17 protein-coding genes and 1 other annotated feature are annotated in these 22,990 nt (G+C 52.4%); of the genes, 11 read left to right on the top strand and 6 right to left on the bottom strand.

What is annotated here, in order from left to right; all coding sequences use genetic code 11:
• The first annotated feature begins 72 nt into the window (after window positions 1-72).
• From BN3277_RS12410 to BN3277_RS12395, 4 genes are all read left to right on the top strand, one after another.
• On the top strand, window positions 73-5,052 hold the full coding sequence (locus tag BN3277_RS12410; RefSeq protein WP_059043118.1) for a discoidin domain-containing protein: 4,980 nt from the start codon (window positions 73-75) through the stop codon (window positions 5,050-5,052).
• Between the two features lie 157 nt (window positions 5,053-5,209).
• Entirely contained in the window at window positions 5,210-5,785 is a 576-nt protein-coding gene (locus BN3277_RS12405) for a TetR/AcrR family transcriptional regulator (RefSeq protein ID WP_059043115.1), read from the top strand.
• A gap of 67 nt (window positions 5,786-5,852) precedes the next feature.
• Window positions 5,853-6,629, top strand: coding sequence for an SDR family NAD(P)-dependent oxidoreductase (locus BN3277_RS12400; RefSeq protein WP_059043113.1), 777 nt, complete (start codon window positions 5,853-5,855; stop codon window positions 6,627-6,629).
• 217 nt (window positions 6,630-6,846) lie between these two features.
• The gene (locus BN3277_RS12395) at window positions 6,847-7,389 is read left to right on the top strand and encodes a polymer-forming cytoskeletal protein (protein ID WP_059043111.1); all 543 of its coding nucleotides are present in this window, start codon (window positions 6,847-6,849) and stop codon (window positions 7,387-7,389) included.
• Window positions 7,390-7,440: 51 nt separating this feature from the next.
• Here the strand turns inward: BN3277_RS12395 and BN3277_RS12390 are convergent, their stop codons facing one another.
• Together BN3277_RS12390 and BN3277_RS12385 are read right to left on the bottom strand one after the other, a co-directional pair.
• On the bottom strand, window positions 7,441-8,166 hold the full coding sequence (locus BN3277_RS12390; protein ID WP_059043109.1) for a DUF6199 family natural product biosynthesis protein: 726 nt from the start codon (window positions 8,164-8,166) through the stop codon (window positions 7,441-7,443).
• 85 nt (window positions 8,167-8,251) lie between these two features.
• A complete protein-coding gene (locus BN3277_RS12385) occupies window positions 8,252-10,210 on the bottom strand; it encodes a beta-galactosidase trimerization domain-containing protein (protein WP_059043107.1) in 1,959 nt (652 codons plus the stop codon).
• A 133-nt stretch (window positions 10,211-10,343) separates the two neighbouring features.
• On the opposite strand from BN3277_RS12385, the gene BN3277_RS12380 reads away from it, so the two are divergent.
• The 3 genes from BN3277_RS12380 to BN3277_RS12365 all read left to right on the top strand — a co-directional run bounded on the left by BN3277_RS12380 (window position 10,344) and on the right by BN3277_RS12365 (window position 13,220).
• The gene (locus tag BN3277_RS12380) at window positions 10,344-11,222 is read left to right on the top strand and encodes a helix-turn-helix transcriptional regulator (protein ID WP_059043105.1); all 879 of its coding nucleotides are present in this window, start codon (window positions 10,344-10,346) and stop codon (window positions 11,220-11,222) included.
• Between the two features lie 75 nt (window positions 11,223-11,297).
• Window positions 11,298-11,563 (top strand) — a binding site (T-box leader).
• Window positions 11,564-11,643: 80 nt separating this feature from the next.
• Window positions 11,644-12,729 carry an aspartate-semialdehyde dehydrogenase gene (asd, locus tag BN3277_RS12370; protein ID WP_082691441.1) on the top strand — a complete coding sequence of 362 codons (1,086 nt, stop codon included), beginning with the start codon at window positions 11,644-11,646 and terminating at the stop codon, window positions 12,727-12,729.
• Window positions 12,730-12,761: 32 nt separating this feature from the next.
• Window positions 12,762-13,220 carry a GNAT family N-acetyltransferase gene (locus BN3277_RS12365; protein WP_059043100.1) on the top strand — a complete coding sequence of 153 codons (459 nt, stop codon included), beginning with the start codon at window positions 12,762-12,764 and terminating at the stop codon, window positions 13,218-13,220.
• Window positions 13,221-13,298: 78 nt separating this feature from the next.
• On the opposite strand, the gene BN3277_RS12360 is transcribed toward BN3277_RS12365, so the two are convergent.
• The gene (locus BN3277_RS12360; protein WP_059043098.1) at window positions 13,299-13,610 is read right to left on the bottom strand and encodes a YbjQ family protein; all 312 of its coding nucleotides are present in this window, start codon (window positions 13,608-13,610) and stop codon (window positions 13,299-13,301) included.
• Window positions 13,611-13,709: 99 nt separating this feature from the next.
• Between BN3277_RS12360 and BN3277_RS12355 the strand changes: the two genes are divergently transcribed.
• Together BN3277_RS12355 and sstT are read left to right on the top strand one after the other, a co-directional pair.
• Window positions 13,710-14,849 carry an NAD(P)/FAD-dependent oxidoreductase gene (locus tag BN3277_RS12355; protein WP_059043097.1) on the top strand — a complete coding sequence of 380 codons (1,140 nt, stop codon included), beginning with the start codon at window positions 13,710-13,712 and terminating at the stop codon, window positions 14,847-14,849.
• Window positions 14,850-14,952: 103 nt separating this feature from the next.
• On the top strand, window positions 14,953-16,194 hold the full coding sequence (sstT, locus tag BN3277_RS12350; protein ID WP_059043094.1) for a serine/threonine transporter SstT: 1,242 nt from the start codon (window positions 14,953-14,955) through the stop codon (window positions 16,192-16,194).
• An 18-nt stretch (window positions 16,195-16,212) separates the two neighbouring features.
• Here the strand turns inward: sstT and BN3277_RS12345 are convergent, their stop codons facing one another.
• Window positions 16,213-17,145, bottom strand: a complete 933-nt coding sequence (locus BN3277_RS12345) for a ketopantoate reductase family protein (RefSeq protein ID WP_059043092.1) — start codon at window positions 17,143-17,145, stop codon at window positions 16,213-16,215.
• Between the two features lie 178 nt (window positions 17,146-17,323).
• Between BN3277_RS12345 and BN3277_RS12340 the strand changes: the two genes are divergently transcribed.
• A complete protein-coding gene (locus tag BN3277_RS12340; RefSeq protein WP_059043090.1) occupies window positions 17,324-17,893 on the top strand; it encodes a TetR/AcrR family transcriptional regulator in 570 nt (189 codons plus the stop codon).
• Window positions 17,894-18,101: 208 nt separating this feature from the next.
• Here BN3277_RS12340 and BN3277_RS12335 read toward each other — a convergent pair whose 3' ends face one another.
• Entirely contained in the window at window positions 18,102-20,261 is a 2,160-nt protein-coding gene (locus BN3277_RS12335; RefSeq protein WP_059043089.1) for an alpha-amylase family glycosyl hydrolase, read from the bottom strand.
• Between the two features lie 521 nt (window positions 20,262-20,782).
• Between BN3277_RS12335 and BN3277_RS12330 the strand changes: the two genes are divergently transcribed.
• Window positions 20,783-22,348 carry a carbohydrate-binding protein gene (locus BN3277_RS12330; RefSeq protein ID WP_059043087.1) on the top strand — a complete coding sequence of 522 codons (1,566 nt, stop codon included), beginning with the start codon at window positions 20,783-20,785 and terminating at the stop codon, window positions 22,346-22,348.
• Window positions 22,349-22,373: 25 nt separating this feature from the next.
• Here BN3277_RS12330 and BN3277_RS12325 read toward each other — a convergent pair whose 3' ends face one another.
• Complete coding sequence (locus BN3277_RS12325) at window positions 22,374-22,880, bottom strand: GNAT family N-acetyltransferase (RefSeq protein WP_059043085.1); 507 nt, start codon at window positions 22,878-22,880, stop codon at window positions 22,374-22,376.
• Window positions 22,881-22,990: the final 110 nt, after the last annotated feature.

The following is a 22,990-nucleotide window of genomic DNA, read 5'->3' as shown; positions in this document are numbered from 1 at the left end:
AGAGGTGAAACCAGAACCGGATAGAAAACAGGTAGGACGCTTTACAGTTTCAAAATAAAAAGGAGAGAGATCATGGAGCGAGCGTTCGTGAGAAAGCATAAGTCCAGGTTCATTTGGGCGCATTTATTGACCGCTATCCTTTTAGTGATCAGCAGCGTACAAGTTTTCCCCGCACCGGTGGCCCAAGCGGCAGAGGGAGATTATTTACTGTCCCTATATAGACCGGTCTACAGTTCTTCTGCGTTAGGCGGCAATACACCGGACATGGTGGTTGACGGCAATGAGAACACCCGGTGGGAAAGCGTTTGGAAGAAAGATCCACAATGGATCTACGTCGATTTGGGGGCCAGCGCCACCATCTCGAAGATTTCTGTCAAATGGGAAAACGCTTATGCCAGCGCGTTTGCGTTTGAAGTGTCGGACGACGAGGTTCACTGGAAGCCGGTCTATTCCACAACGGAAGGGAAGGGCGGATTAACCGAAGTTGAGGTGGCTGCAAAAGCCCGTTATGTCCGCGTGTTTAGCACGAAACGGGCCCAGGAAGCCTACGGAGTGTCGATTTACGAGTTTAACGTCTACGGCACCGGCGGCGTCAGCCTACCTCCGAAACCGGCGGCGGTAAATCTGGCGCTGGGTAAGCCGGTAACGGCTTCGTCGTTGGAAATTGATGAGCCTAGCAAGTCGGCCGAAGATAAAGCCAATATGGAAGAAAAAAACTATTTGGCAATCAACGCGACCGACGGCAGCAACGATACCCGCTGGTCTTCGATTTATAAGGATAACGAATGGATTTACGTCGACTTGGGCGAAAGCCGGGAAATCGGCAGCGTATCCTTCAACTGGGAGACCGCTTACGGGCGCGCTTACGATATTCAAGTGTCAGAGGATGCGAGTCACTGGACGACCGTCTACCGTGAGCTAAATGGATCGGGAGGACGAGAAACCATTCAGGTCTATGCGAAGGCTCGTTACGTAAAAATGGCTGGGCTCGGCCGCGGCACGACCAATGGTTATTCTTTATACGAATTTGGTGTCTACGCTTATCGCGAGGGCGATCCGAAATCCACTTACGACATCCCGGAAATTCCGGCCGTTTCCCCCGTTCAGGTTGGTGCGGGCAGTTATGAAATCAACGATGTGACGATGCTGGAGCCAAAAAATCCGAAATTCCGCACATCCGACGTGCAAGGTCCGATTCCTTCCAACGATTGGTGGCAGTCGATTCTGATCTCCAATTTGGGCGATGGCAACGGTTTAGTGACGCTCCCGCTGAAGAACTGGTACACCAAGCAGGGGCTGAACATTTTGAATCCGGGGGCCGGTTATGCTTCCGCTGATGGAGGTTCGATTAACGCCGACGGCGAACCGGATTTGATCCTGTCGACGAATAACATCAACCCAGCTGATGTGGTTACGAAAATTTCCGGCTATGGTGACTACTCCGCCACGGTGGTAATGAGTGACGACAATACGGCAAAAATGAGCACGACGTTCATTAAAGGTTCACCGTTCCTTTACAACACCTTCGAGAATCCGGATGCAGCGATTCTGCAATCGCAGTACATCACCCGATTGTATGACGATCACAACCAGCCGATCCTGCTCAATGACGGCGACATCCTGACAACCGACCATATCGGAATCGAAGTGACCAACCAGGATAAGGCGCCGCAACCGCAGACGTTCGTCCGTCATTACGGGGTGTTCGCTCCGGAGGGGACGGTGTTCATGAAGCTGGGCAATACGATCAAGATCAAACTTAGCCCGGGCGGGAATTATCTGTCTCTGGCGACGCTTCCGTCTGCCAACGAGCTTGCTAACTATTATCAGCATGCCTATGCGTTCGTATCGGATACGGTCGTCGACTACCGTTACGATGAGGCAACTTCGCTCGTAACAACCGATTTCCGTTCGGTCACAGAGCTGAAGCGCCCGGGCTTCTCTTCGGAGACGTTGATGGCGTTGCTTTCGCATCAATGGAAAATCGCCGCCACACCGCTAACCGATCTAAGCTATCCATCGATTCGCGGCTTGATGAAGGTGAGCGAAGGGAATTCTTTTACGACGCAAGACCGTTTCTACGGAATTATTCCGCAGTTCGTTGAACCTAACGATCCGACCTATTCCCGGGCACAGATGATCGCGTACCTGGATCAATTGGATGCGGATGTGTCGGGGAACATCATGAGCGATGATCCTTATTGGCAAGGCAAAAAGCTCCATCCCTTGGCACTAGGCGTTCTGATCAGTGATCAGCTTGGCGATACGGAACGGAGAGAATATTATCTTTCCAAGTTGAGGGACATTTTGACGGACTGGTACACCTATTCGCCGGAGGAACGGCTGCATTCGTACTATTTCCATTACTCGGATGAGTGGGGCTCTATCTTCCCGTATGGCAGCGGCTTTGGCGTAAATACGGGGCTGACGGATCACCATTTCACCTATGGTTATTACATTTTTGCTTCCGCCGTACTCGCGACGTATGATCCGCAGTTCCTCCACGATTACCGCGATATGGTGGAAGTATTGATTCGCGACTATGCGAATCCGTCGAAGACGGACAGCCAATTCCCTTGGCTTCGCAACTTCGACCCGTACGAGGGCCACTCCTGGGCGGGCGGCTATGCCGACAACCGCAGCGGCAACAATCAGGAAGCGGCCGGAGAAGCCCTGTTCAGTTGGGTTGGCGAATACATGTGGGGCCTCGTAACCGGCAACGACGAATATCGGGATACCGGCATTTGGGGCTTTACGACCGAGGAAAAAGCGGCCGAGCAATATTGGTTTAACTATGATCACGACAATTGGGTGGAAGGCTACAATCATGCGACGGTAGGCCATGTCTACGGCAGCGCCTATTTGTACGGTACGTATTTCTCCGGAGATCCGGAGCAGATTTATGGCATTCACTGGCTCCCGCCGGCGGAATGGATGACTTATTATGGTCGGGACCCGAAAAAAACGAATGAACTGTATGCCGGTCTGATCAAAGACCTCGGCGGCCAGCAGGAGCGTTCATGGCAGCATATCATCTGGCCGTTCCAATCGATCGGCGATCCGGAAGGAGCGCTGGCGAAGTGGGATACCCGCGAAATGCAGCAAAACGAAGTATTTAACGCCTACTGGTTTATTCACAGCATGGTTTCGACGGGGACCCGCACCATGGAGATTTGGGCGGACGATCCGGCCGTAACCGTATATGAAAAAGGCGGCGTCTACACGGCGCAAATCTGGAATCCGTCGGACAGTGCCAAAACGGTCCACTTCTATAATGCGAACGGGCCATTGGGTTCAGCAACGGTATACGCCAAAGCCCAAGTAAAAGTCAATCCGCTTGAAGAGACGGTGCTGGAAGGTCCGGATCCGTCGCAAGGCGTAAAATATCTGGATCGCAGCGGATGGACCATCACGGCTTCCTCCAGCTCAGAAAGCGTTGAACGCCTTGTAGACGGCGACTTGTCCACCCGCTGGTCCTCGGGTCGCTTGCAAGCTCCCGGGGATTGGCTGCAAATGGATCTAGGCTCGGAGCAAACCTTTGATACCTTGTTTATGAACTCCGGCACAAACTGGGGAGATTACGCGCATGGCTATGAAGTTTACGTCTCGGCTGACGGTGAGAACTGGAATGAGCCGGTAGCGACTGACACCGGAACTTCGCCAAGCTTGGCTGTCTCCCTGAATAAGCAGCAAGCCCGTTATGTAAAAATCGTGCTGACCGCCCCTTCGGACAGATGGTGGTCCATCTCGGAGCTTAAGTTGGCTGAGTTTGGCGCTTCGACACCAGTCATTTTGCCGCCGGTGGACGGTGACGGTTCACTTGGGGATCGATCCGGTTGGGTCGTGACTGCCTCCTCCACACAAGGTCTGGATGTGACGGCAAATATGCTGGACGGGAACCGCGACACGCTTTGGACAAACGGAAGAGAGCAGGCAAGCGGCCAATGGGTGAAGGTGGATTTGGGCGCAGTGCATCGCTTTGATTCCGTCGTGATCGACCCGGGCAACGCAGGCGAGGATTACCCTCGCGCATATCGACTGTATGTTTCCAACGACGGCGAGAACTGGGGAGAGCCGGTCATCGGAGGCTCGGGTCAACCGGGACGCCTGTCGATCACTTTCCCAACGCAAACCGCTCGTTACCTGAAGCTGGTCCAACTCGGTGAAGCAAGTCGATGGTGGTCCATCGCTGAGCTTGAGGTCAATGATGATGGCATCGGCAAGCAAAAAGAACTGGTGCCTGACGGTTGGGCTGTAACGGCCTCCTCTGGCGACGGCGCGGAGGCGATGCTGGACGGCGACCAAGGTTCCCGCTGGACAAATGGACGCGAGCAATCGAGCGGCGAATGGTTCCAGCTGGATTTGGGCGTTGCCCAGCCGGTAGACCAAATCGTCATGGACAGCGGCCACAGCCATGAGGATTACGCTCATGGCTACGAGGTGTACGTTTCGCTTGACGGTCAGTCTTGGGGAGATCCTGTCGCTTTGGGTACGGGCGAGGGTCCCCTGGTAACGGCAGCGTTCCCGTTGCAGACGGCACGGTTTATTAAAGTCGTGCAAACAGGCACCGATTCCCACTGGTGGTCCATTCATGAAGTGAAGGTATTTACGGCGGATCAGACGCCTTGGGTACCGGAACCAATCGACGGGAACGACTTGTTCCTCAGTGAGTTAGACCGTTCGGTCTGGACGGTTACGGCTTCGACTTATACCGATGTCTCGGCACTGCTGGACGATAACCTGGGCAGCCGCTGGACCTCCGGCGCGGGACAGTCCCCAGATCAGTGGATCCAGATTGACCTCGGCGGCGAGCGGCAATTCAGCCGGTTGAGCATGGACTCGGGCGGCAGCGACAACGATTATGCCCGCAGCTTCCAGGTCCTGATCTCGGAAGATGCGGACAACTGGACGACAGTCACGGAAGACGTCGGAAGGAGTAATCAAATCGTGACGACCTTCCCGCAGCAAACCGCTCGATACGTTAAAATCGTGCAAACTTCCACAACCCCGGAGTGGTGGTGGTCGATCGCCGAACTGAATCTCTATCGGTAAGGAATAGATATAGGGAACAATGCAGCTCCCGGACGGGTTACCCGTGCCGGGGGCTGTTAGGTTTCGGCCTCATTTATTTAAGAACGTTAGATCTAAAATAATTCTTTACCAAACGTTCTCATTATGGTAAACTCACTTTGGAAGGAGGGACCGCCCATTGGCCAGGGCCAAAGAATATGACGAGGATACGGTATTGCTGAAAGCGATGAAGCTGTTTTGGGAACAAGGCTACGAGAGAACGTCGATCCAGGATTTGGTCGAGCATATGGGCGTTCATAAGCGCAGTATGTACGACACGTTCGGCGATAAGCATTCTCTCTATGTCCGGGCGCTGAACCGGTATCAAGAAGTGATCTCGACGCGGATGTCAAAGGTGCTGAGCGAAGCTCGTTCTGCGAAGGCGGCGATCCGCGGCTTGTTTGATATGGCGATCTATCCCGAGGAGGGATCTCCGGTCGGATGCCTCATGGTGAACACGGCGGTAGAGCTGGCATCGGGAGATGCCGATGCCAGAGCTTTCGTTACTGATGGCTGGGAGCATTCCGAACACATGATCCGCGGTCTGATTGAAGCGGGACAACAATCGGGTGAATTAGACCCTTCGCTGAACGCGGTAGAGTTGGCTTCCTATTTTAATAATGCCTTGGCCGGCCTGAGAGTGATGGTGAAGACGGTGGAAGACAAGGAAAAGCTTGTCCGGATCGTCGATACGACGATGAACGCACTGAAGTAATCTTTTTTTTGCCAAAATGAGAATGAACATTCTCAAAAAATACATTTTACAATAAGGAGAGATTCACATGGGAAAATTGGAAGGTAAAGTAGCCTTAATTACGGGAGGAAGCAGCGGCATAGGGTTTTCGACGGCCCAATTGTTCGTAGCCGAGGGAGCGAAGGTCGTCATCACAGGGCGGAATCCGGAAAACCTGAAAAAAGCGGTAGAAAAGCTAGGCACGGCCAACAGCCTTGGTGTAGTGTCGGATGCCTCTGATCCGGCGAATGCGGAGAAAGCGGCCGCGGCTGCCGTGAACGCTTTTGGCGGTTTAGATATCGTGTTCGCCAATGCCGGTATCAGCGGCAGTACGCCACTCGGCAGTGCGGACCCAACGCTGTTTAAGAATATTCTGGATATTAACGTCACCGGTGTGTTCTTCACAATTCAAGCAGCTTCCCCTTATATCAGAAAAGGTGGCTCCGTCATCCTGAATGGCTCTGTGCTGGCGAAGGCCGGTCATCCGGGGTATTCCGCATATGCCGCCAGTAAAGGAGCTGTCACGAGCATGGCCCGGGTCTTGGTATCGGAGTTGTCCCCACGCGACATCCGCGTGAATACGGTCGTTCCCGGCGCCACCAAAACACCGATTTGGGGGAATACCGCAGTTCCGGAGTTTAACCCAAAAGAAGAATATTTGAAACGCGACATCCCGTTGAACCGTATGGGGGAGCCGGAGGAACTGGCCAATGCCGTGCTGTTCTTGGCATCGGACGATTCGTCCTACGTCAACGGAGCGGAGATCAGTGTAGATGGGGGCGCAGGTTCCTCCCCGATGGGAACGCCGATTCATACGCAACGATAAATATACAATACCTCCCATCCGGGAGTTCACATAGATCACGGCCGATCGGGTGACCGGTCGGCTTGTTTAGACGAGAAAAGAGGAGGGGGTCTTAAAGGTGAACAAGCTGTGTCTATATATGTGAAAAAAAGCACATTAAAAGTGAAATAAATCACATTATCCAATTGCACTTTTTTTTATAATTCAAACTGAAGATAAAAACAGGAGGGAAACAAACATGAAAATGGTCAAAGGATTGGTAGTGGCAGGGCTTGCAGCAGCACTGCTGGCAGGTTGTGGTTCGAACAGCGATAACTCGGCGGCAAATACAAATAAACCCGCAGAGCAAACCGACGCTACGACGACGGCTTCGATCGTGAATCAAGCGGACGCGTTCACGAGCGCAGTTAGCGAGAAAGGGACTTGGATCATTGCGATTCTAGACGACTTGACGGTGGATAAAGATGTGGTTGTTGCCGGTGAATTCCACGACAAGAACGATGCTTCGAAAGATATCTACCGGAAGATCGCTCTGTATGCTCAAGACGAAGATCACAATGTCACTGCTTCTTACACGTTAACGGTTCCTAAATTGACGGTGCAAAGTGAAAACCTGAGAATCCAAGGCGGTACCGTGAAAGGTGATGTTTACGTAGAAGCAAACGGCTTCAACCTGTACGAGAATTCTACGATCGACGGCAACCTTTACTTCGCCAATGCCGATGTTCAAGCCACCGCGAAAATCGATGGCAAAGTGACGGGTGCAACGGAAGTAAAATAAGTCCAATACTTACAATAACGAAGGCCAACCGCATGCGGTTGGCCTTGTTTTTTAGATGAGAAACGATTGTACGAAGACGTAGATCCCGATTCCGATGATCGCAATACCGCTTATTTTACTGGAGACATAATAGAAATCACTGGGTTCCGCATCCCGCACCCATAAGCTGTGCAAGGAAAGGTGGAACAGGACGTTTTGCAGCTTCTCGTAACGGAATAAGCACCATCCGAAAACCATAAGGACATAGGAACTGTAGTAGAGCAGCAGGCTCCCCTGTTTGGTGTGATATTCGGAGAACGCCGCCCGGACGATCATACTCGGACTATATAAGCCAACTTTCTCGTCGATGGGCTGAGGAACGCCATTGATGGCCCATGAGATTTCCGGGACCATGTTGCCTTGATCGTCCAACCACAACAGTATCTCGTTATGTGATTCCACTTGGTACCGCTCCCCGGATGGATAGATCACCTCATAACGGGGAACGGGTGGGGAATTGAGCATGTTCACTATATATTCCTGTTGATCGATGCTTACCCTCTTATGGTCATGATCTTTGCCGTTCATGACTGCGATCTCTTGACCGTCATAGGAGCGATACGTTAATGCCTGCGGCTTTTGATGGGTGGGTCTAAATTTGTCCCCGTGCATATAAAACACCGCTTCCGAAAAATAAGGTGCAGTCCAGACGCTAATCCCAAAGATCACGAGGAGTGCAATCAACAGCTGGGTTTTCGTATTCTTGATCCACCGAGCAACCCAAGGTTTCCACCTCACAATAGTTCCTCCCTGACTCAGATACTTGTTCTACGTCCTCACAGGGGGAGAGGTTGCGGTGAATGATCGGATTCGTTAAGTACGGTCAAAATTGCAGTACCACCATTTGATGGCAGGACCACGACGGCAGGGTGTAATGAACGCTGCCGTTCTCCTGACGGAAGGGGAGCGGCGTCCGCTGAGGTGCCAGGTAGACTTCCCGTACCTGTGCGGGGACGGTCACCGTTGCTGCGATGTCGCTCAGGACAGGCAGGTCTTCGATGACCTCGACGTTTTGGCCCCGGCGTACCGGAGAGGCATACAGCAGGTGGTGAATCCAGCGGTTGTTGTCCGTCTGAGCCTGCAGCGTCGTCACTCCTTGTGCCGGAAGGTTCGTGCGCACCGTTTTGCGCTCCAGCAGGCGGTCTAAGGCGTAATGCAGAATCTCCTTTACGGGCAAGCTGCCCTTCAAGGCATAATCCGCAAACAGATTCCAAGCCGCATAAATGCCGGCAGGGCCTTCAACCATTCCGGGACCGGCGTCCTGCAGGTTGGATGGCGTATGCTGGTGCGAGCAAAAGGTGAACAGGTCACGGTTGAAATAAGAATTTTCCCGGCTGCCAAGTTGGGTTCCGTTGGAATTCAGTTGAATGTCCTGACCGTCGGCGTAAATGACGAAGGAAGCGTTCCTTAAGGAAGGTAGCTCAAAATCCGGCCGAAAATAGGACGGGTTCGATACGAAAGCCCCGTGTGGGGTGGCCCCAAAATCCAGCTCAAACCGTGAACCATCCGGGGACAGGCCGGAGCGGCCCGTAGCCAGGATTTTGCCGCCTTGGGCGAGATACGCCGTAAGTTTCGTCTTCAACGGTTCGTCGATGGTGATTACGTCCGGCAGGATGACAACGGAATAGGAGCTGAGGTCGCTTTCCGTATCTACGACATCAAATAGATAATGGCCTTCCAGCAAGATCCGGACGGCACCCGTGTCAGCTTGTTGCCCGGCGGTGCCCGGCTCCCCTGCCGCCTCCGCAGACAAGAGAGCTACGTCAGCAATGGAGGTTACGTCCGCGCACCACGCTTCCTTCGCTTCGACTTCACGGAATGCTTCGCCAATCAGCGTATAGGTGGCCAGGTCCATCAAGCCGGTCGGATGAAGTTGATCGCCGATGGAGATACGCGCCCCGTTGGCCAAGCTCAGCGCCGTCTCGTATTTCAACGCATTTGGATGTTTGTAGCCGCCGAATTCGCCCCATGAGGTGTGAAATTTTCCCGTCATCCCGAGGACATCCATTCCTAGCCCTTGAGCATACCGCGCGGAGAGCGGAAAATGATCATACCCCCAACCGCCCGTTGGCAGGGACTCCAGCTCCAGATGGGTGTTCAGCTTCGCAAGATCCCGCCGACCGCGCTTGACATGACCGCTGTTATGAAAGACCGGCAGGCCGGGTTTGATGGCATGAACGGCCTCGTCCATCGCTTTGGCATAACGGAAATAGGTCTCTTCCCAAAGGGTTCTCATCGCTTCCAGATCGCGGGGATCGAAGCCGCGTCTGCGGATTTCGGCGACACAGGATTGACAATAGCATTCGCGTACTCCAACGATATCGAGGAAGATCCCATCCGCATCGTAACGGGTGACGACTTCCCGAACTTGTGCGGCCAGGATGTCCAGGTAGGGGGTGTTCATGCAAAATTGATGATATCCCGGCGTCATAAAGTCGGGCGACCAGCTTAACTTCTCCTGCGGGTCGCGGATCAACCACTCGGGGTGACGACGCGCCAGCTTCTCATCGAGTCCGGCAGAAAGGTACACCGGCGTTTTAACGCCGATTTCATGCGCGGCTTCGATTTGTGCACCCAGCAAGTCGAAGGATAGATGCGGATGCATTTCATTAGCGGTCGAGGGATGATAAGCCCAGCCATGATGACATTTGGAGAACACCGTGATCGAATCCACGTGACCGAGTTGGAGCATCTCTTGAAATTGCTGTTTAGAAAAGTGGCTGCCGATCTCTTCGATCGCTTCAGAAGTATGAAAATCAAGATGAACCTGACGAAATCTCATGGGTATTCCTCCCGTGTGAACATTTTTATTTATCGTACGATACCTACCATTCTAGATGGTTTGATTACTTGATACAGCTGATAAATGCGACTAAATATAGTACAATTTCTACATAAGATAGGGAGGCGATGACATGCTCGTATTGGAGTTCGAGGCGCCGCCGTTCCCGCTGCTGGCCACGGTGGGTTATGCATTATGGAAGCCGGGAGTCACCCATGCCGAACGGGTCTTCGAGGCGTACGATCTGATCCTTTGCACGAAGGGCGCTTTATTTATGGAAGAGGAAGGGATTACCTACGAGATCCATGCCGGGAAGCTGCTGGTGCTGGAACCGGGCAAAAGACACCGCGGGTACCACCCCACCGAGGAGGAGACGGAGGTGTATTGGATCCATTTTTGCCATCCCAACCATCTCCCGCCTAAGCGGATAGAGAAGCAAGGGGGGCAGCAGGCCCCGCTGGCGCGAACCGATCAGGACACGGAGCCGCGCCCGGCCTTGGTGGATATTCCGAAATTTGCCGACGTGGAGCTCCGAACGCTTCGCCCTTTGTTGGACGAAATGATTACGTTGCACCGTTCGCTCACGCCGTACCGTTCCTTCGAGCTGCAGCTTCGGTTTGGAGAGCTGCTTCTCCAACTGCAAGAAGGGATACGACATGGCGGTCCGCAGTCCAGGTCTTATGAACTCAGCGAGCGGGTCGCCACCTACTTGGAAGATCGACTGGACCTTCCTTTCGACGCAGGGGTGATGGAGCGCGATCTGCATTTTCATTTCGATTATTTGGCAAGATGTTTGAAGCAGCATACGGGGATGAGTCCGCTGCAATACCGTCATCATCAGCAAATCGAACGGGCCAAGCGGCTGCTCGCCCATACCGATGAACCGCTGAAACGGATCGGGGAGCAATGCGGGTTCCCGGATCCGAATTATTTCGCCCGTTTGTTCAAACGGGAGACCTCCTTCACCCCGGGAGCGTACCGGCGAAGATACCGCGTTATTCGGATGGACTAAGGGAACAATTGGGCCCAGAAAATTTGTTCAAACCGGTTTACGTTCCGGCGTGAATCTGGTAATATTATCGCAACATGAAATGCGATGATGAGAAGAGTAGGTAAATGGAACCTTTCCCAGAGAGCTCCGGTAAGCTGAGAAGGAGCAAAGCGTGACTTTATCGAAGAAAGCCTCTGAGCAGCGCATCGGAACGTTTAAACGGCGGGATGGTGTGACAGGAGCTCCTGTTATAGAGCTAGGGTATAGGCTTGGCTGGGCCGGGCTGTACTTGAAGAGGTTAATATGGCGACATATTAACGAAGCTGGGGTGGTACCGCGGGCATACCAATCTCGCCCCCAAGACGGAAGACTCGTCTTGGAGGTGGGATTTTTTATTTTGAGGAAGATCCAATACGTACAGGGAAAGGACGGAATGTAACAAATGGGTGAAAGATTGAAAGTAGGCATCGTTGGTGGGACAGGAATGGTAGGGCAGCGGTTCGTACAGCTGTTGGATCAGCACCCTTGGTTTGAGGTCACAGGAATCGCGGCCAGCGCCAATTCCGCAGGCAAAACCTATGAAGAATCCGTACAGGGACGTTGGAAAATGGCGACGCCGATTCCCGAAGCGGTGAAATCCATCGTCGTTCAGGATGCGGCCAAGGTCGAGGAAGTGACGGCGGACGTGGACTTTGTCTTCTGTGCGGTTGATATGAAAAAGGCCGAAATCCAAGCGTTGGAGGAAGCTTATGCAAAAACCGGAACACCGGTCATCTCGAACAACTCAGCACACCGCTGGACGCCGGACGTGCCGATGGTGATTCCGGAAGTGAACCCGCAGCATATCGAAGTGATCGCTGCGCAGCGTAAACGTCTTGGAACGAGTACCGGGTTTATTGCTGTAAAGCCGAACTGCTCGATTCAGAGCTACGTGCCGGCATTAAACGCGTTGCTTGGATTTGAACCAACAACCGTGGTGGCTTCGACGTATCAGGCGATCTCCGGAGCCGGGAAGAACTTCACCGACTGGCCGGAAATGCTGGATAACGTGATTCCTTATATCGGCGGCGAGGAAGAGAAGAGCGAGCAGGAACCGCTGCGCATTTGGGGGCATGTGGATGGTGGACAGATCGTGAAGGCAAGCGCGCCTTTAATCACAACCCAGTGCATCCGCGTTCCCGTAACGGACGGTCACTTGGCTACCGTATTTGTCTCGTTTAAGAACAAACCGTCGAAAGAAGAAATCATTCAGCGCTGGCAGCAATTCCAAGGCCGTCCACAGGAGCTGGGTTTGCCAAGCGCGCCAAAGCAATTTATCACTTATTTTGAAGAAGAAAATCGTCCGCAGACGAAGCTTGACCGGGATATTGAGCAAGGGATGGGCGTATCTGTCGGTCGTTTGCGCGAGGATTCGCTGTATGATTATAAGTTTGTGGGGCTTTCGCACAATACGCTGCGCGGAGCCGCAGGAGGCGCGGTGCTGATTGCCGAACTGCTGAAGGCGGAAGGATACATTCAAGCGAAATAAAGAGTTTGTCCGAAGCATAGGGAGGGAGCCGGTTGGTAACGATTCAATTGGATGATTTAAGCGGATCTGAAATCATAGCTTTTATCGGCGAGCATTTGTCGAACATGGCCGAGAACTCACCCCCCGAAAGCATCCACGCGTTAAATGTGGACGGACTAAAGAGGCCGGACGTCACGTTTTGGAGTGCCTGGATCAACGGCGAGCTCGTGGGATGCGGTGCACTTAAAGAGCTGGATGGCGAGCACGGCGAGGTCAAATCCATGCGAACCGCTCTGGCACACCGGGGGAAGGGCGTTGCCAAACAAGTGCTGGCTCATCTCCTTGAGGAGGCGGTGCGGCGCGGATATCGGCGAGTCAGCCTGGAGACCGGTTCCATGGAGGCTTTTGCTCCGGCTCGTAAGCTGTACGAAAGCTTCGGGTTTACGTATTGCGGACCCTTTGGGGATTATATAGAGGATCCGAATAGTGTGTTTATGACGAAGGCCATATAAACGGGGCCATCCCGTGAAATTCCAAAAACCCGCATTTCGCGGGTTTTTGGCTTTTTATTCGGGGTCGACGGGGAAGGTTTACACAACGACGGCCGTTCCGCTGACGGAAACCATCAGCATCCCTTCGCGAATGACTTCATAATCGATATCGACGCCGATGATGGCGTTGGCTCCGAGACGCGAAGCTTTCTCGTTCATTTCTGCGAATGCGGTGTCCCGGGCTTCTTGAAGCTTGTTCTCATAAGCACCTGAACGTCCGCCAACGATATCGGTAATCGAAGCTAAAAAATCGCGGACGACGTTAGCACCCATAATCACCTCTCCGGTGACGATTCCGATGTATTGTCTAACCGGCGAGCCCTCAATGGTTGTGGTGGTGGTCATAATCATACGAGTGTCCTCCTTATTATTAAACCGTTACATGATGTTACGCAGGTTTACCATATTGGTTTCAGCTTAAACTAGAAGATGTGAAAGGGAGGCGGCAGGGTGAAAAAAACTATCGTAATCGGCTCCGGGATTCTGGGTGCGTCGACGGCGTACCAGTTAGCCAAGCTTGGAGCGGACGTGACGGTCGTCGACAGCGGTATGCCGGGACAAGCGACCGATGCGGCGGCCGGGATCATTTGCCCGTGGATATCGCAGCGGCGCAATCAGGACTGGTATACCTTGGCCCGAGCTGGGGCGCGTTATTACGGGTCACTGATTCAAGAGCTAGAGGCAGAAGGAGAGCATGATACCGGTTATGCCCGCGTCGGAGCGCTCCGCCTCCATAGGGAGCGCGAGAAGCTGGCGGCTTTGGAGAAGCTAGCCGCTGAGCGCAGGTATGAAGCCCCAGAGATGGGCGAGATCCAGTTGTTAGAACCGGATGAAGTGAAGCGACGTTTCCCTCCGTTGGATGAAGGTTTTTACGCTCTTTACGTGAGCGGTGCCGCTCGTGTGGACGGGCGTGCACTCCGTGAGTCGCTCCTCAGGGCGGCGGTTCGGCATGGGGCGGTGTTGGTCCACGGCGAGGCGACGCTACTACATGACGAATCGTCCGTGACCGGAGTCCGTATCGGTAAGGAAGAGATTGGCGCCGATGCCATTGCCGTATGCGCCGGGGCTTGGGGCCGTCAGTTACTCGCCCCGCTGGGCTTGGAATTCCAGGTGACGTACCAGAAAGCCCAGATCGTTCATTTGACTCTGTCCGATGCTGCGACCGAGCGTTGGCCCGTCGTCATGCCGCCGGGAGATCAGTACATCCTGGCGTTCGACAATAGCCGGATCGTGATTGGGGCGACACATGAAAACGATCTGCCTGGCTATGACACGAGTGTGACCGTGGGCGGCTTGCAAGAGGTAATCAACAAGGCGCTGACCGTAGCGCCAGGGCTGAAGGACGGTAGCTTCTTGGAAGCGAGAGTGGGGTTCCGTCCGTTCACGCCGGGATTTCTCCCGGTCATTGGTGCTTTGCCAGGATGGAAGGGAATCTATGCGGCCAACGGTTTAGGGGCGTCTGGATTAACGATGGGGCCGTATATCGGCGCACAGCTGGCCCAAATTATGCTTGATCGGGTGACGGAAATCCAATTGGAGAACTACCGTCTAGAGCTGGCACTCGCCTCCGCAACTTCTGACAATCTGTGAAAAGTATTGCACAAATGTTTCCACCAGGAGGACATGTGTCCATAGCGCGTGGTATACTATCGCTATGCATTGATGTGAAATCATAAACATATGGGGGAGAAACATGAAGGCAATCTTACTGAAATGGAATGAAGTGAGTCTTGTGAAGCGAATTTTTGCAGGCATGGTGGTGGGGATCGTCCTGGCGTTGATCGTACCGCAAGCCAGCGGCATTGCGCTTCTGGGGACGTTGTTTGTGTCCGCATTAAAGGCGGTAGCGCCGGTTCTGGTCCTGTTGCTGGTGATGGCCGCGATCGCGAATCATCAAAAAGGACGTCAAACCAATATGAAGTCGATTCTCTTGTTGTACGCGGTTGGTACGTTTCTTGCTGGAGCAAGTGCTGTGGCAGCCAGTTTCCTGTTTCCGGTCAGCTTGTCCTTGGCAGGGGCAACCGAAGGTATAACTCCGCCCGGCGGCATCGTTGAAGTTCTTAAGGGGTTGCTGCTTAATGTGGTGGATAATCCGGTTCGCGCTTTGATGAATGCCAATTACATCGGGATTTTGGCTTGGGCGATCCTGCTTGGTGTCGCGTTGAAAGGTGCGGGCGATCAGACCAAAAGCTTACTCACGCAGGCATCCGACGCCGTTTCGCAAATCGTCAAGTGGGTTATTCAACTGGCGCCGTTCGGGATTCTGGGGCTTGTGTTTGAATCCATTACGGTAAGCGGACTTGAGTCCCTATTGGATTACGGCAAGCTGTTGGTTGTCTTAGTGGGTTGCATGCTATTCATTGCTTTGGTTGTTAATCCGCTGATCGTTTACCTCAACATTCGCCGCAATCCGTATCCGCTCGTCATTACCTGTTTGAAGGAGAGTGGAATTACGGCGTTCTTCACCCGCAGCTCGGCAGCGAATATCCCTGTGAATATGCGTCTGAGCGAAAAATTGAGACTGAATAAGGATACCTATTCCGTATCCATCCCTTTGGGAGCGACGATTAATATGGCAGGGGCTGCGGTCACGATATCGGTCCTGACGCTGGCAGCCGTCCATACGTTAGGTATCGAGGTGGACTTCGGTACTGCGGTGATCCTCAGCGTATTATCAGCGATCTCTGCGGCAGGCGCCTCCGGTGTGGCTGGCGGTTCGCTGTTGCTTATTCCTCTGGCGTGCAGCTTGTTCGGGATTTCGAATGACATCGCGATGCAAGTGGTTGGGGTAGGTTTTATTATCGGGGTTGTACAGGATTCGTGCGAAACGGCGCTGAACTCTTCCTCCGATGTGCTGTTTACAGCAACCGCAGAGTATGCGAAGAAACGCAAAGAAGAGGCGTTGCCGCTTGCAAACACGGCAAGCTTGGACTAACTCTCAAGGGGCTGGCGATTACTCGCCAGCCTTTATCAATTGCAGCCTCCGGTTTAATTCCTCCCAATGGGGCGTACGGACCTTGGCTTGTTTTGACCACTCTTGCAATTTCTCGGCCAACGCTTCGACTTCGGCAAAGCTCCCGTCAATCATTCGGCTGACCGGCAGCAGGTGGTAGAGCTTCAGGAAGCCTTGGACAAGCCGCTTGTGTTTGCGAATGACGGAAGCCTGAGCGGCAGGGATCAACGGAACTCCCAGCGTCTCCAACACGTGGAAGCCTTCACCCATGGCAATCACCGCATCGCGGATTAGCTTGCCGTCACGGGCAACTCGCTTCATTTGGCCGTTATGGATTTGCGACAGAGAATTTAGCATCACGATCGGGACGAGGTGATTTTTTAACCAGGCCTCCATATTATCTATGTAGGTGAGTTTGTATCTGGTTTGGGCGAAAGCTTGACCAAGCTCCGCTTGAAAAGAAATCGGCCCGTCTAACCCGCCAAGCAGCATCTCCCCGCGACCGCGGATAATTAAGGTGTGTCTTGGTTCCCGGCGTCCTCCGGATAATTGGAAACCAAAGGCGATTCTTTTCTCCATCTCGCTGGACTCCAGCAGCTCCGCTTGCATTTCCCTCGCTTCGGCATTGTTCCCGATTAGGACCAGATTCCGGCTAGGGTTACTGGCTAAGATCGGCAAAACCGCCCGAAAATCGGTATATTTCATAACAACAAAGATGAGGTCATACACATCCTCCTTCTCCAGCGTCCGAATGACATGAACTGAATCCACCGTTGTTTTCCGTTGAAAATAATGACGCAGAACGATGCCATCCCGCTCCAATTCATCGGCTCGAGCTCCCCGGGCTAACACAGAAACCTCATTTCCTCCGCGAATTAAGGCATGTGCCAAATAACTGCCGAGTACTCCTGCTCCGTAAACTAGAATCTTCATGAACTTGTTCATCCTTTCTTGATATAATCAACAATTGTTGAATAATCAACGATGATCTAATAAAATTACCTTAGCATTGTCGCTGGTTGGGCATCAATCGTTAATCCGATGGAGTGTTGTTGATAAATCAACAGATGGATGGGAATTTGTTCATTTTGAAGCATAAGGGGGTGGCCGCATGGACAGAAGAATTCAAAAATCGCGTCAGGCGATCATGGAAGCTTTCGTTTCCTTACTCGGCGAGAAAGGGTTCGAAAAAATGACCATCAACGATATCGCTGATCGTGCCAATGTAAACCGTGGGACGGTCTATTTGCATTTTACGGATAAGTTCGACTTGCGGGATCAGTGTATCGAGACGTATTTGCAGCAGTTGGCGGAGAGTTGTCTGCCGGAGGGGGAAATGACGCCGGTTTCGTCCAGACAGCTCCTGCTGCAATCGTTCGAGTTCCTACGAGCCCATGCAGCGATTTATTCCATCTTAATGACCGGAAAAGGGAATCCCATCTTCCGGGAACGGATGATGGATTTCATGCGGCAAGGGATCACGGACTTTCTGAGCAGTTATAGCATCCCATCTGCCGTAAGCAGGGAGGTGGAAGTGCAGTTTCTGACTTCCGCTGCCGTAAGTCTGATGGAATGGTGGGTTGAGGAGGGCATGCCGTTTTCGCCATCGGAGATGGTGGATCAGCTGTATACCTTACTCCTGCGTCATTTTCAGATGCCGGCGGGAGAGAGGGGGCAATGAACGCTGGGAGTCTCAGCGAAGAAGTCGTCCGAGGGTGAGATGGAACCCAAACGGCGGGGCATTGGGCAACCCTAACTCGGTCCGCAATTGTTCCATTGCTGGAGAGGATACTCTTGCTCCAGCGTGATATCCAAAAAGAAAGAACCAGCCGAGGAGGATATCTCTCCGGCTGGTTCTTTTGGAGATTGGCCGTCACCCACCTGGAGCTTTACGGCTGCCAGTTAACCTGGACGGTACCGACACCGCTGCTTGGCGTGGTGAAGCTATGGTTTGCGCCGCCTTCCCAGGTAACGACCGCCCCGTTCTTCTTGATAAATTTGAACTCCAGGGTTGTCCCAGCCGGCACGCTAACATCGTAGTACCAGGTTGGATAGGTCGTGATGATCTGATTAAAGAACGGACCTATCGCTTTGTTCGGATCCCAGTTGCCGAGTTCAGCCGTGTTGCCTGTAAGGTAGACATTTTCGCCTAATTGTGTACTAGCACTGTTTATGATGAAACGGACCGAGACTTGATCCCCTGTCAGAAGGTTAAAGCTGCTATAGCTGTTGCTGTCCACGGAGGAGGCGTTGCGGACTTTGATGTTATATTGTCCTGGGGTGATCGCCGGAACCTCCACTTGAATCTGGGTATCCTCCCACTGCACAATCTGGTTACCGGTGACTGCCGTAGTACCGAAGTAGACGGTCCCACTCGCGTTGCCAAACCCTCGGCCATCAATCGTCAGTGTTGTGCCTGCTTTCCCCAGGTCCGTTCCGATATTACCGATCACCGGTGCGGAATCGTTCGCAGCAAATTGCCATACGGCGACCGCTCCTGCCGGCAGGTTAAAGGCAGACACGGTACCGGCGGCACTTACCGTAATGCTGCTGCCGTTCAGCAGTCCGCTTAACTCATCAGCGTAAGTACCGGCCGGAAGAGAGGTCTGCAAGCCGGTGATCGAGGCGGCGGTAGTCGTGCTACGGTTAATCGCTACAAGCGCTGAGCTGTTTCCGAATTTGCGTTCGTAAACATATACATCATCATTAATCCAGCGTTCCTGCGTGGTTCCATAGGCCAGAGCCGGATTCGACTTGCGAAGCGGCGCTAGCTTACCGATGACCTGATATGCGGTGGTGGAAGTCGAGAAGCCGCTCATATAACCCCGGTTGTCCGGATCGCCGTTCCCTGCCATATATTGCTCCGTACCGTAATAGATGGCCGGAACGCCGCGAGACGTCAGGGTGAAGGCTAGCGCTTGCTCCAGACGGCGCTCATTGTTGCCGAGCTTAAAGCGATCCATATCATGGTTGTCGATAAACGTGACTTGGTCATGAATATGTTTGTAGTTGGCAGCGGTAGTGGTCAACATGCTATTCAAACCGTACATCGTATCCGTATTGTCGCGGAAGACCTGCCGGACCTTTTGCCCGAATTGGAAGTCTAGCAGACTCATCCCGGATTCATTGGCGAAGCGGATGTTATTCGGATCATTTTCGCCAACGCCTAGGAACCATTCTCCAAAGGTAAACACGGGTTGATCCCCTGTGATCGAAGCGACCCAGTTCTTCTGCCACCCCTCCGGCATATGCTTCACCGCATCCACCCGGATGCCATCGATCCCCATATCCAGCCAAAGCTTGATCGCCTCTTTAAAGTAGGTATCTGTCGCGTTGTTGTGGTGATTGATGTCGGCCAAGTCATAGAGATTCCGATAGATGCCATCCTCCAGCGAGGAGAAATTCGTGCCTTGATTATGATGAAAGATTCCGTTGGTATCCCCCGTGTAGCCGGCAATCAAGTTGCCATTATCGTACAACTGACCGTTCTCGGCGAAGGAAGGTTGGGTCTCGGAAGCAGGGGAGGTGTGGTTAGGCGCGAAGTCAATAATGATCTTAATATTGTGGGCATGAGCCGTGTTGATTAGCTCTTGAAAATCGCTCATGCTGCCAAACGCCGGGTTTGTCCGTTTGAAATCGCGGGCCCAATAGCCATGGTAAGCCGTGTTGTTCACACCGGAGTAGTTGATGACGCTGTAAATATTCTCCACGGGTTGTGAAATCCAAAGGGCGCTGACCCCCATACCGGCAAAATAACCCTCGTTGATCTTGTTGATAATTCCCCGCCAATCCCCGCCGCAGTACAGCTTCAGATTCGTACAGCCCGGCGAATAGGCCGCGCCGGACGGGTTGTTGGAAGGATCTCCATCCGCGAAGCGATCGGTCACAATCTGATAGATCACATCGGTAGAGAAGTTTTGTTTGTTAAGAACCGATGTATCGGGAGCGGCGCTTGCCGTAGGAACGGCGACGGTGGGGATGAGCCATGCTGTAAAGAGACAGGTGGAAGCGAGCAGGGTGATAATGGATTTTTTTAAAAACGGTTTCATAGATCAAACCACCTTTCCAGCTTTTTAGACTGTTTCTGCACACGGACTTCATTTGACTTTAAGCCAACCGCTGATGAACCTTCGGTTCCTCCTTTCCCGCTGCCAAAAAACAAAGAACCCCGCAATCTTCACTAGAAGATTACGGGGTTGTTCCTGATAGGGAGAGATCAGGAAAGCAGCGCCCTCAAATTGTGGGATCGACACCCATCCTTATACCATATGTTATGGCAAATTAAGGATGCGCTTTCATTTTATATCACAATCCCAAAACTGTCAAATCCTAGATGTAGTTTCTCTTAAATTCCTCAATTCCTAGCTCGCTCTGTAATCTCAAAAAATATATAAATGTGTAAAATCTAGCAGGAAATATGGTGGAATATGTAAAATAAGATATGTGTTGCAATCTCACATTTCATGATATTTACGAGATTGACGATCCAAGCAAAGGAGGTTAATGGATAGCCCCATCGTTGTAACGTTTCATGCGAGAAACGAAATTTATACTGCGAGGAGGAATATCTATGATCCAAGCTAGATTTTTATCGAAGTCGAAGATTTGGTTGCTTGCCATGGCTCTCGTGGTTCCGCTTTTTTCAACACTTGCTTATGTGGATGGCAAGCCGGCCGGAGCTGCAGGAGAGCGTAAGATCTTTGGGTATTGGCATAATTTCGATAACGGGTCCAGTAATATTCGACTGCGGGAAGTCTCACCGGATTTTGATGTCATTCAGGTTGCGTTCGCCGAACCGATTGGGGGACCGTCTAGCGGGAATATGGCGTTTGCTCCCTATAATGCGACCGTTAACGACTTCAAAGCGGATATCCGTGAACTGCAAGGGAAAGGCAAAAAGGTCCTCATTTCTATTGGCGGGGCTAATGGAACCGTGGACCTGTCTACGGAGCAAGCTCGGCAAACCTTTGTTCAGACGATGAAGAGCATCATCGATACTTATGGGTTTAACGGGATCGACATTGACCTCGAAGGAAGTTCATTATCCTTAAACGGGGGAGATGTGGATTTTCGAAATCCGACGACGCCAAGAATCGTAAATTTAATTTCCGGGGTGCGTGATATTCTGAACAGCTATGGTCCGGACTTCATGTTGACCATGGCGCCGGAGACGGCTTACGTTCAAGGTGGTTATGTGGCATATGGCGGTCCTTGGGGCGCTTATCTACCGGTTATTTACGCTTTACGGGATCAACTGGACTATCTCCATGTACAGCATTACAACTCCGGTCCGATGACGGCCCTTGACGGCAAAACTTATGTTCAGGGTACGGCAGACTTCCAAGTGGCTATGGCGGAAATGCTGCTGCAAGGATTTGATGTTGGTGGCAATGCAAACTATAAATTCCCGGCACTCCGTCAGGACCAATTGCTCATCGGCCTTCCGGCCACGCAAGCGGCAGCAGGGGGAGGTTATACGACGCCAGCCAACGTACACAAGGCATTGGATTACCTGATCCATGGTAAATCGTTTGGCGGCAGCTACACTTTACGACAACCGCAAGGGTATCCTGGCTTCAAAGGCTTGATGACCTGGTCGATCAACTGGGATAAGGCGGCAAATTTTGAATTCTCCCGTTCCCACCGGGCGTATTTGGACGGTTTGGGGTCGAACCCAGGGCCGGATCCTGATCCAGATCCAACACCGGACACAACGGCACCAACTGCTCCAAGTCAACTTCGGGTAACCGAGGTTACGACAAACAGTATTACACTGGAGTGGGCAGCTTCCACTGATAATGTGGGCGTTGTTGGCTATTCCATTTCTTATGGTGCTGGCAATTTGAATGCGACGAGTACCAAGGCAACCATTAGCGGCTTGTTGCCGAACACGACGTATACCTTTACCGTTACAGCGAAAGACGCTGCCGGCAACGTCTCCGCAGGGTCCACCGTGCAAGGGACAACGTCGACATCCGGCACTCCGGGTGATGCTCAACCTTGGCAAGCCTGGGTATCCTATAATATCAACGATGAAGTATCCTACAATGGCAGCATTTATATCTGTATTCAAGCCCATACTTCCCTTCCAGGATGGGAACCTGCCAATGTACCGGCTTTGTGGAAGTTGAAATAAGGGAGCAAGAGAAACCCACGTCTTATCATGAAGACGTGGGTTTCGTTTTAGGAATGAGTTCATGTTTCATCGTCCAAGAGGTCCCAGAGATCCCGAAGTAGATGAATCCTAACTTCTGATAAAGCTCTACGGCGGGAGCATTTTGAGGATCAACACTTAGAGACAGCGAATGGTACCCATCACGTGCGGCCTGTTGGATGAGTTCCTTCATTAAGAGCCGTCCGATTCCCATCCCTCGAAAATTCGGGTGTATGGCGATTCCGAGTTCCGGTGTCTCGTTATCGACGTAACCATAACCTGGATTCGCCTCGTCGAACACCCTGTACCACGCCGCCCCCGCAAGCTGGTCGTCCTTCAGGGCGACGATAGCTCGGTCTCCTTTTCGTCCCCAATCTTCGTGATATTTCTTCAGATGTGGTTCATTTAATAGCTCATGCTTCGGTGGCTTCCCCTTCGGGATATGAATCGATTCGTAGTGCATATCTGTGAAGAAATCAAACTCCTGGGGTTCCAACGGTCTGACTGTGATCATGGGTTCACCTCGGGTTTGTAGGTTAATGCAACTATTTTAACATAGGTGCTGATCAAACTTCTGAGAGATATGCGAATCCTGCATAAAATCGTATTCACTAGGATAGCTTG

Source organism: Paenibacillus rubinfantis, from assembly GCF_001486505.1.
GTDB lineage: Bacteria > Bacillota > Bacilli > Paenibacillales > Paenibacillaceae > Fontibacillus > Fontibacillus rubinfantis.
The sequence above is the reverse complement of the archived record's forward strand: the minus strand, read 5'-3'. Positions and strand labels throughout refer to the sequence as shown.

What these genes read in the sequence shown, in the direction of transcription:
- BN3277_RS12395 (WP_059043111.1), top strand. Translation starts at nt 6,847, where the DNA reads ATGAAAATGGTCAAAGGATTGGTAGTGGCAGGGCTTGCAGCAGCACTG.
- asd (WP_082691441.1), top strand. Translation starts at nt 11,644, where the DNA reads ATGGGTGAAAGATTGAAAGTAGGCATCGTTGGTGGGACAGGAATGGTA.
- BN3277_RS12385 (WP_059043107.1), bottom strand. Translation starts at nt 10,210, where the DNA reads ATGAGATTTCGTCAGGTTCATCTTGATTTTCATACTTCTGAAGCGATC.
- BN3277_RS12410 (WP_059043118.1), top strand. Translation starts at nt 73, where the DNA reads ATGGAGCGAGCGTTCGTGAGAAAGCATAAGTCCAGGTTCATTTGGGCG.
- BN3277_RS12330 (WP_059043087.1), top strand. Translation starts at nt 20,783, where the DNA reads ATGATCCAAGCTAGATTTTTATCGAAGTCGAAGATTTGGTTGCTTGCC.
- BN3277_RS12400 (WP_059043113.1), top strand. Translation starts at nt 5,853, where the DNA reads ATGGGAAAATTGGAAGGTAAAGTAGCCTTAATTACGGGAGGAAGCAGC.
- sstT (WP_059043094.1), top strand. Translation starts at nt 14,953, where the DNA reads ATGAAGGCAATCTTACTGAAATGGAATGAAGTGAGTCTTGTGAAGCGA.
- BN3277_RS12335 (WP_059043089.1), bottom strand. Translation starts at nt 20,261, where the DNA reads ATGAAACCGTTTTTAAAAAAATCCATTATCACCCTGCTCGCTTCCACC.
- BN3277_RS12380 (WP_059043105.1), top strand. Translation starts at nt 10,344, where the DNA reads ATGCTCGTATTGGAGTTCGAGGCGCCGCCGTTCCCGCTGCTGGCCACG.
- BN3277_RS12325 (WP_059043085.1), bottom strand. Translation starts at nt 22,880, where the DNA reads ATGATCACAGTCAGACCGTTGGAACCCCAGGAGTTTGATTTCTTCACA.
- BN3277_RS12340 (WP_059043090.1), top strand. Translation starts at nt 17,324, where the DNA reads ATGGACAGAAGAATTCAAAAATCGCGTCAGGCGATCATGGAAGCTTTC.
- BN3277_RS12345 (WP_059043092.1), bottom strand. Translation starts at nt 17,145, where the DNA reads ATGAAGATTCTAGTTTACGGAGCAGGAGTACTCGGCAGTTATTTGGCA.
- BN3277_RS12360 (WP_059043098.1), bottom strand. Translation starts at nt 13,610, where the DNA reads ATGATTATGACCACCACCACAACCATTGAGGGCTCGCCGGTTAGACAA.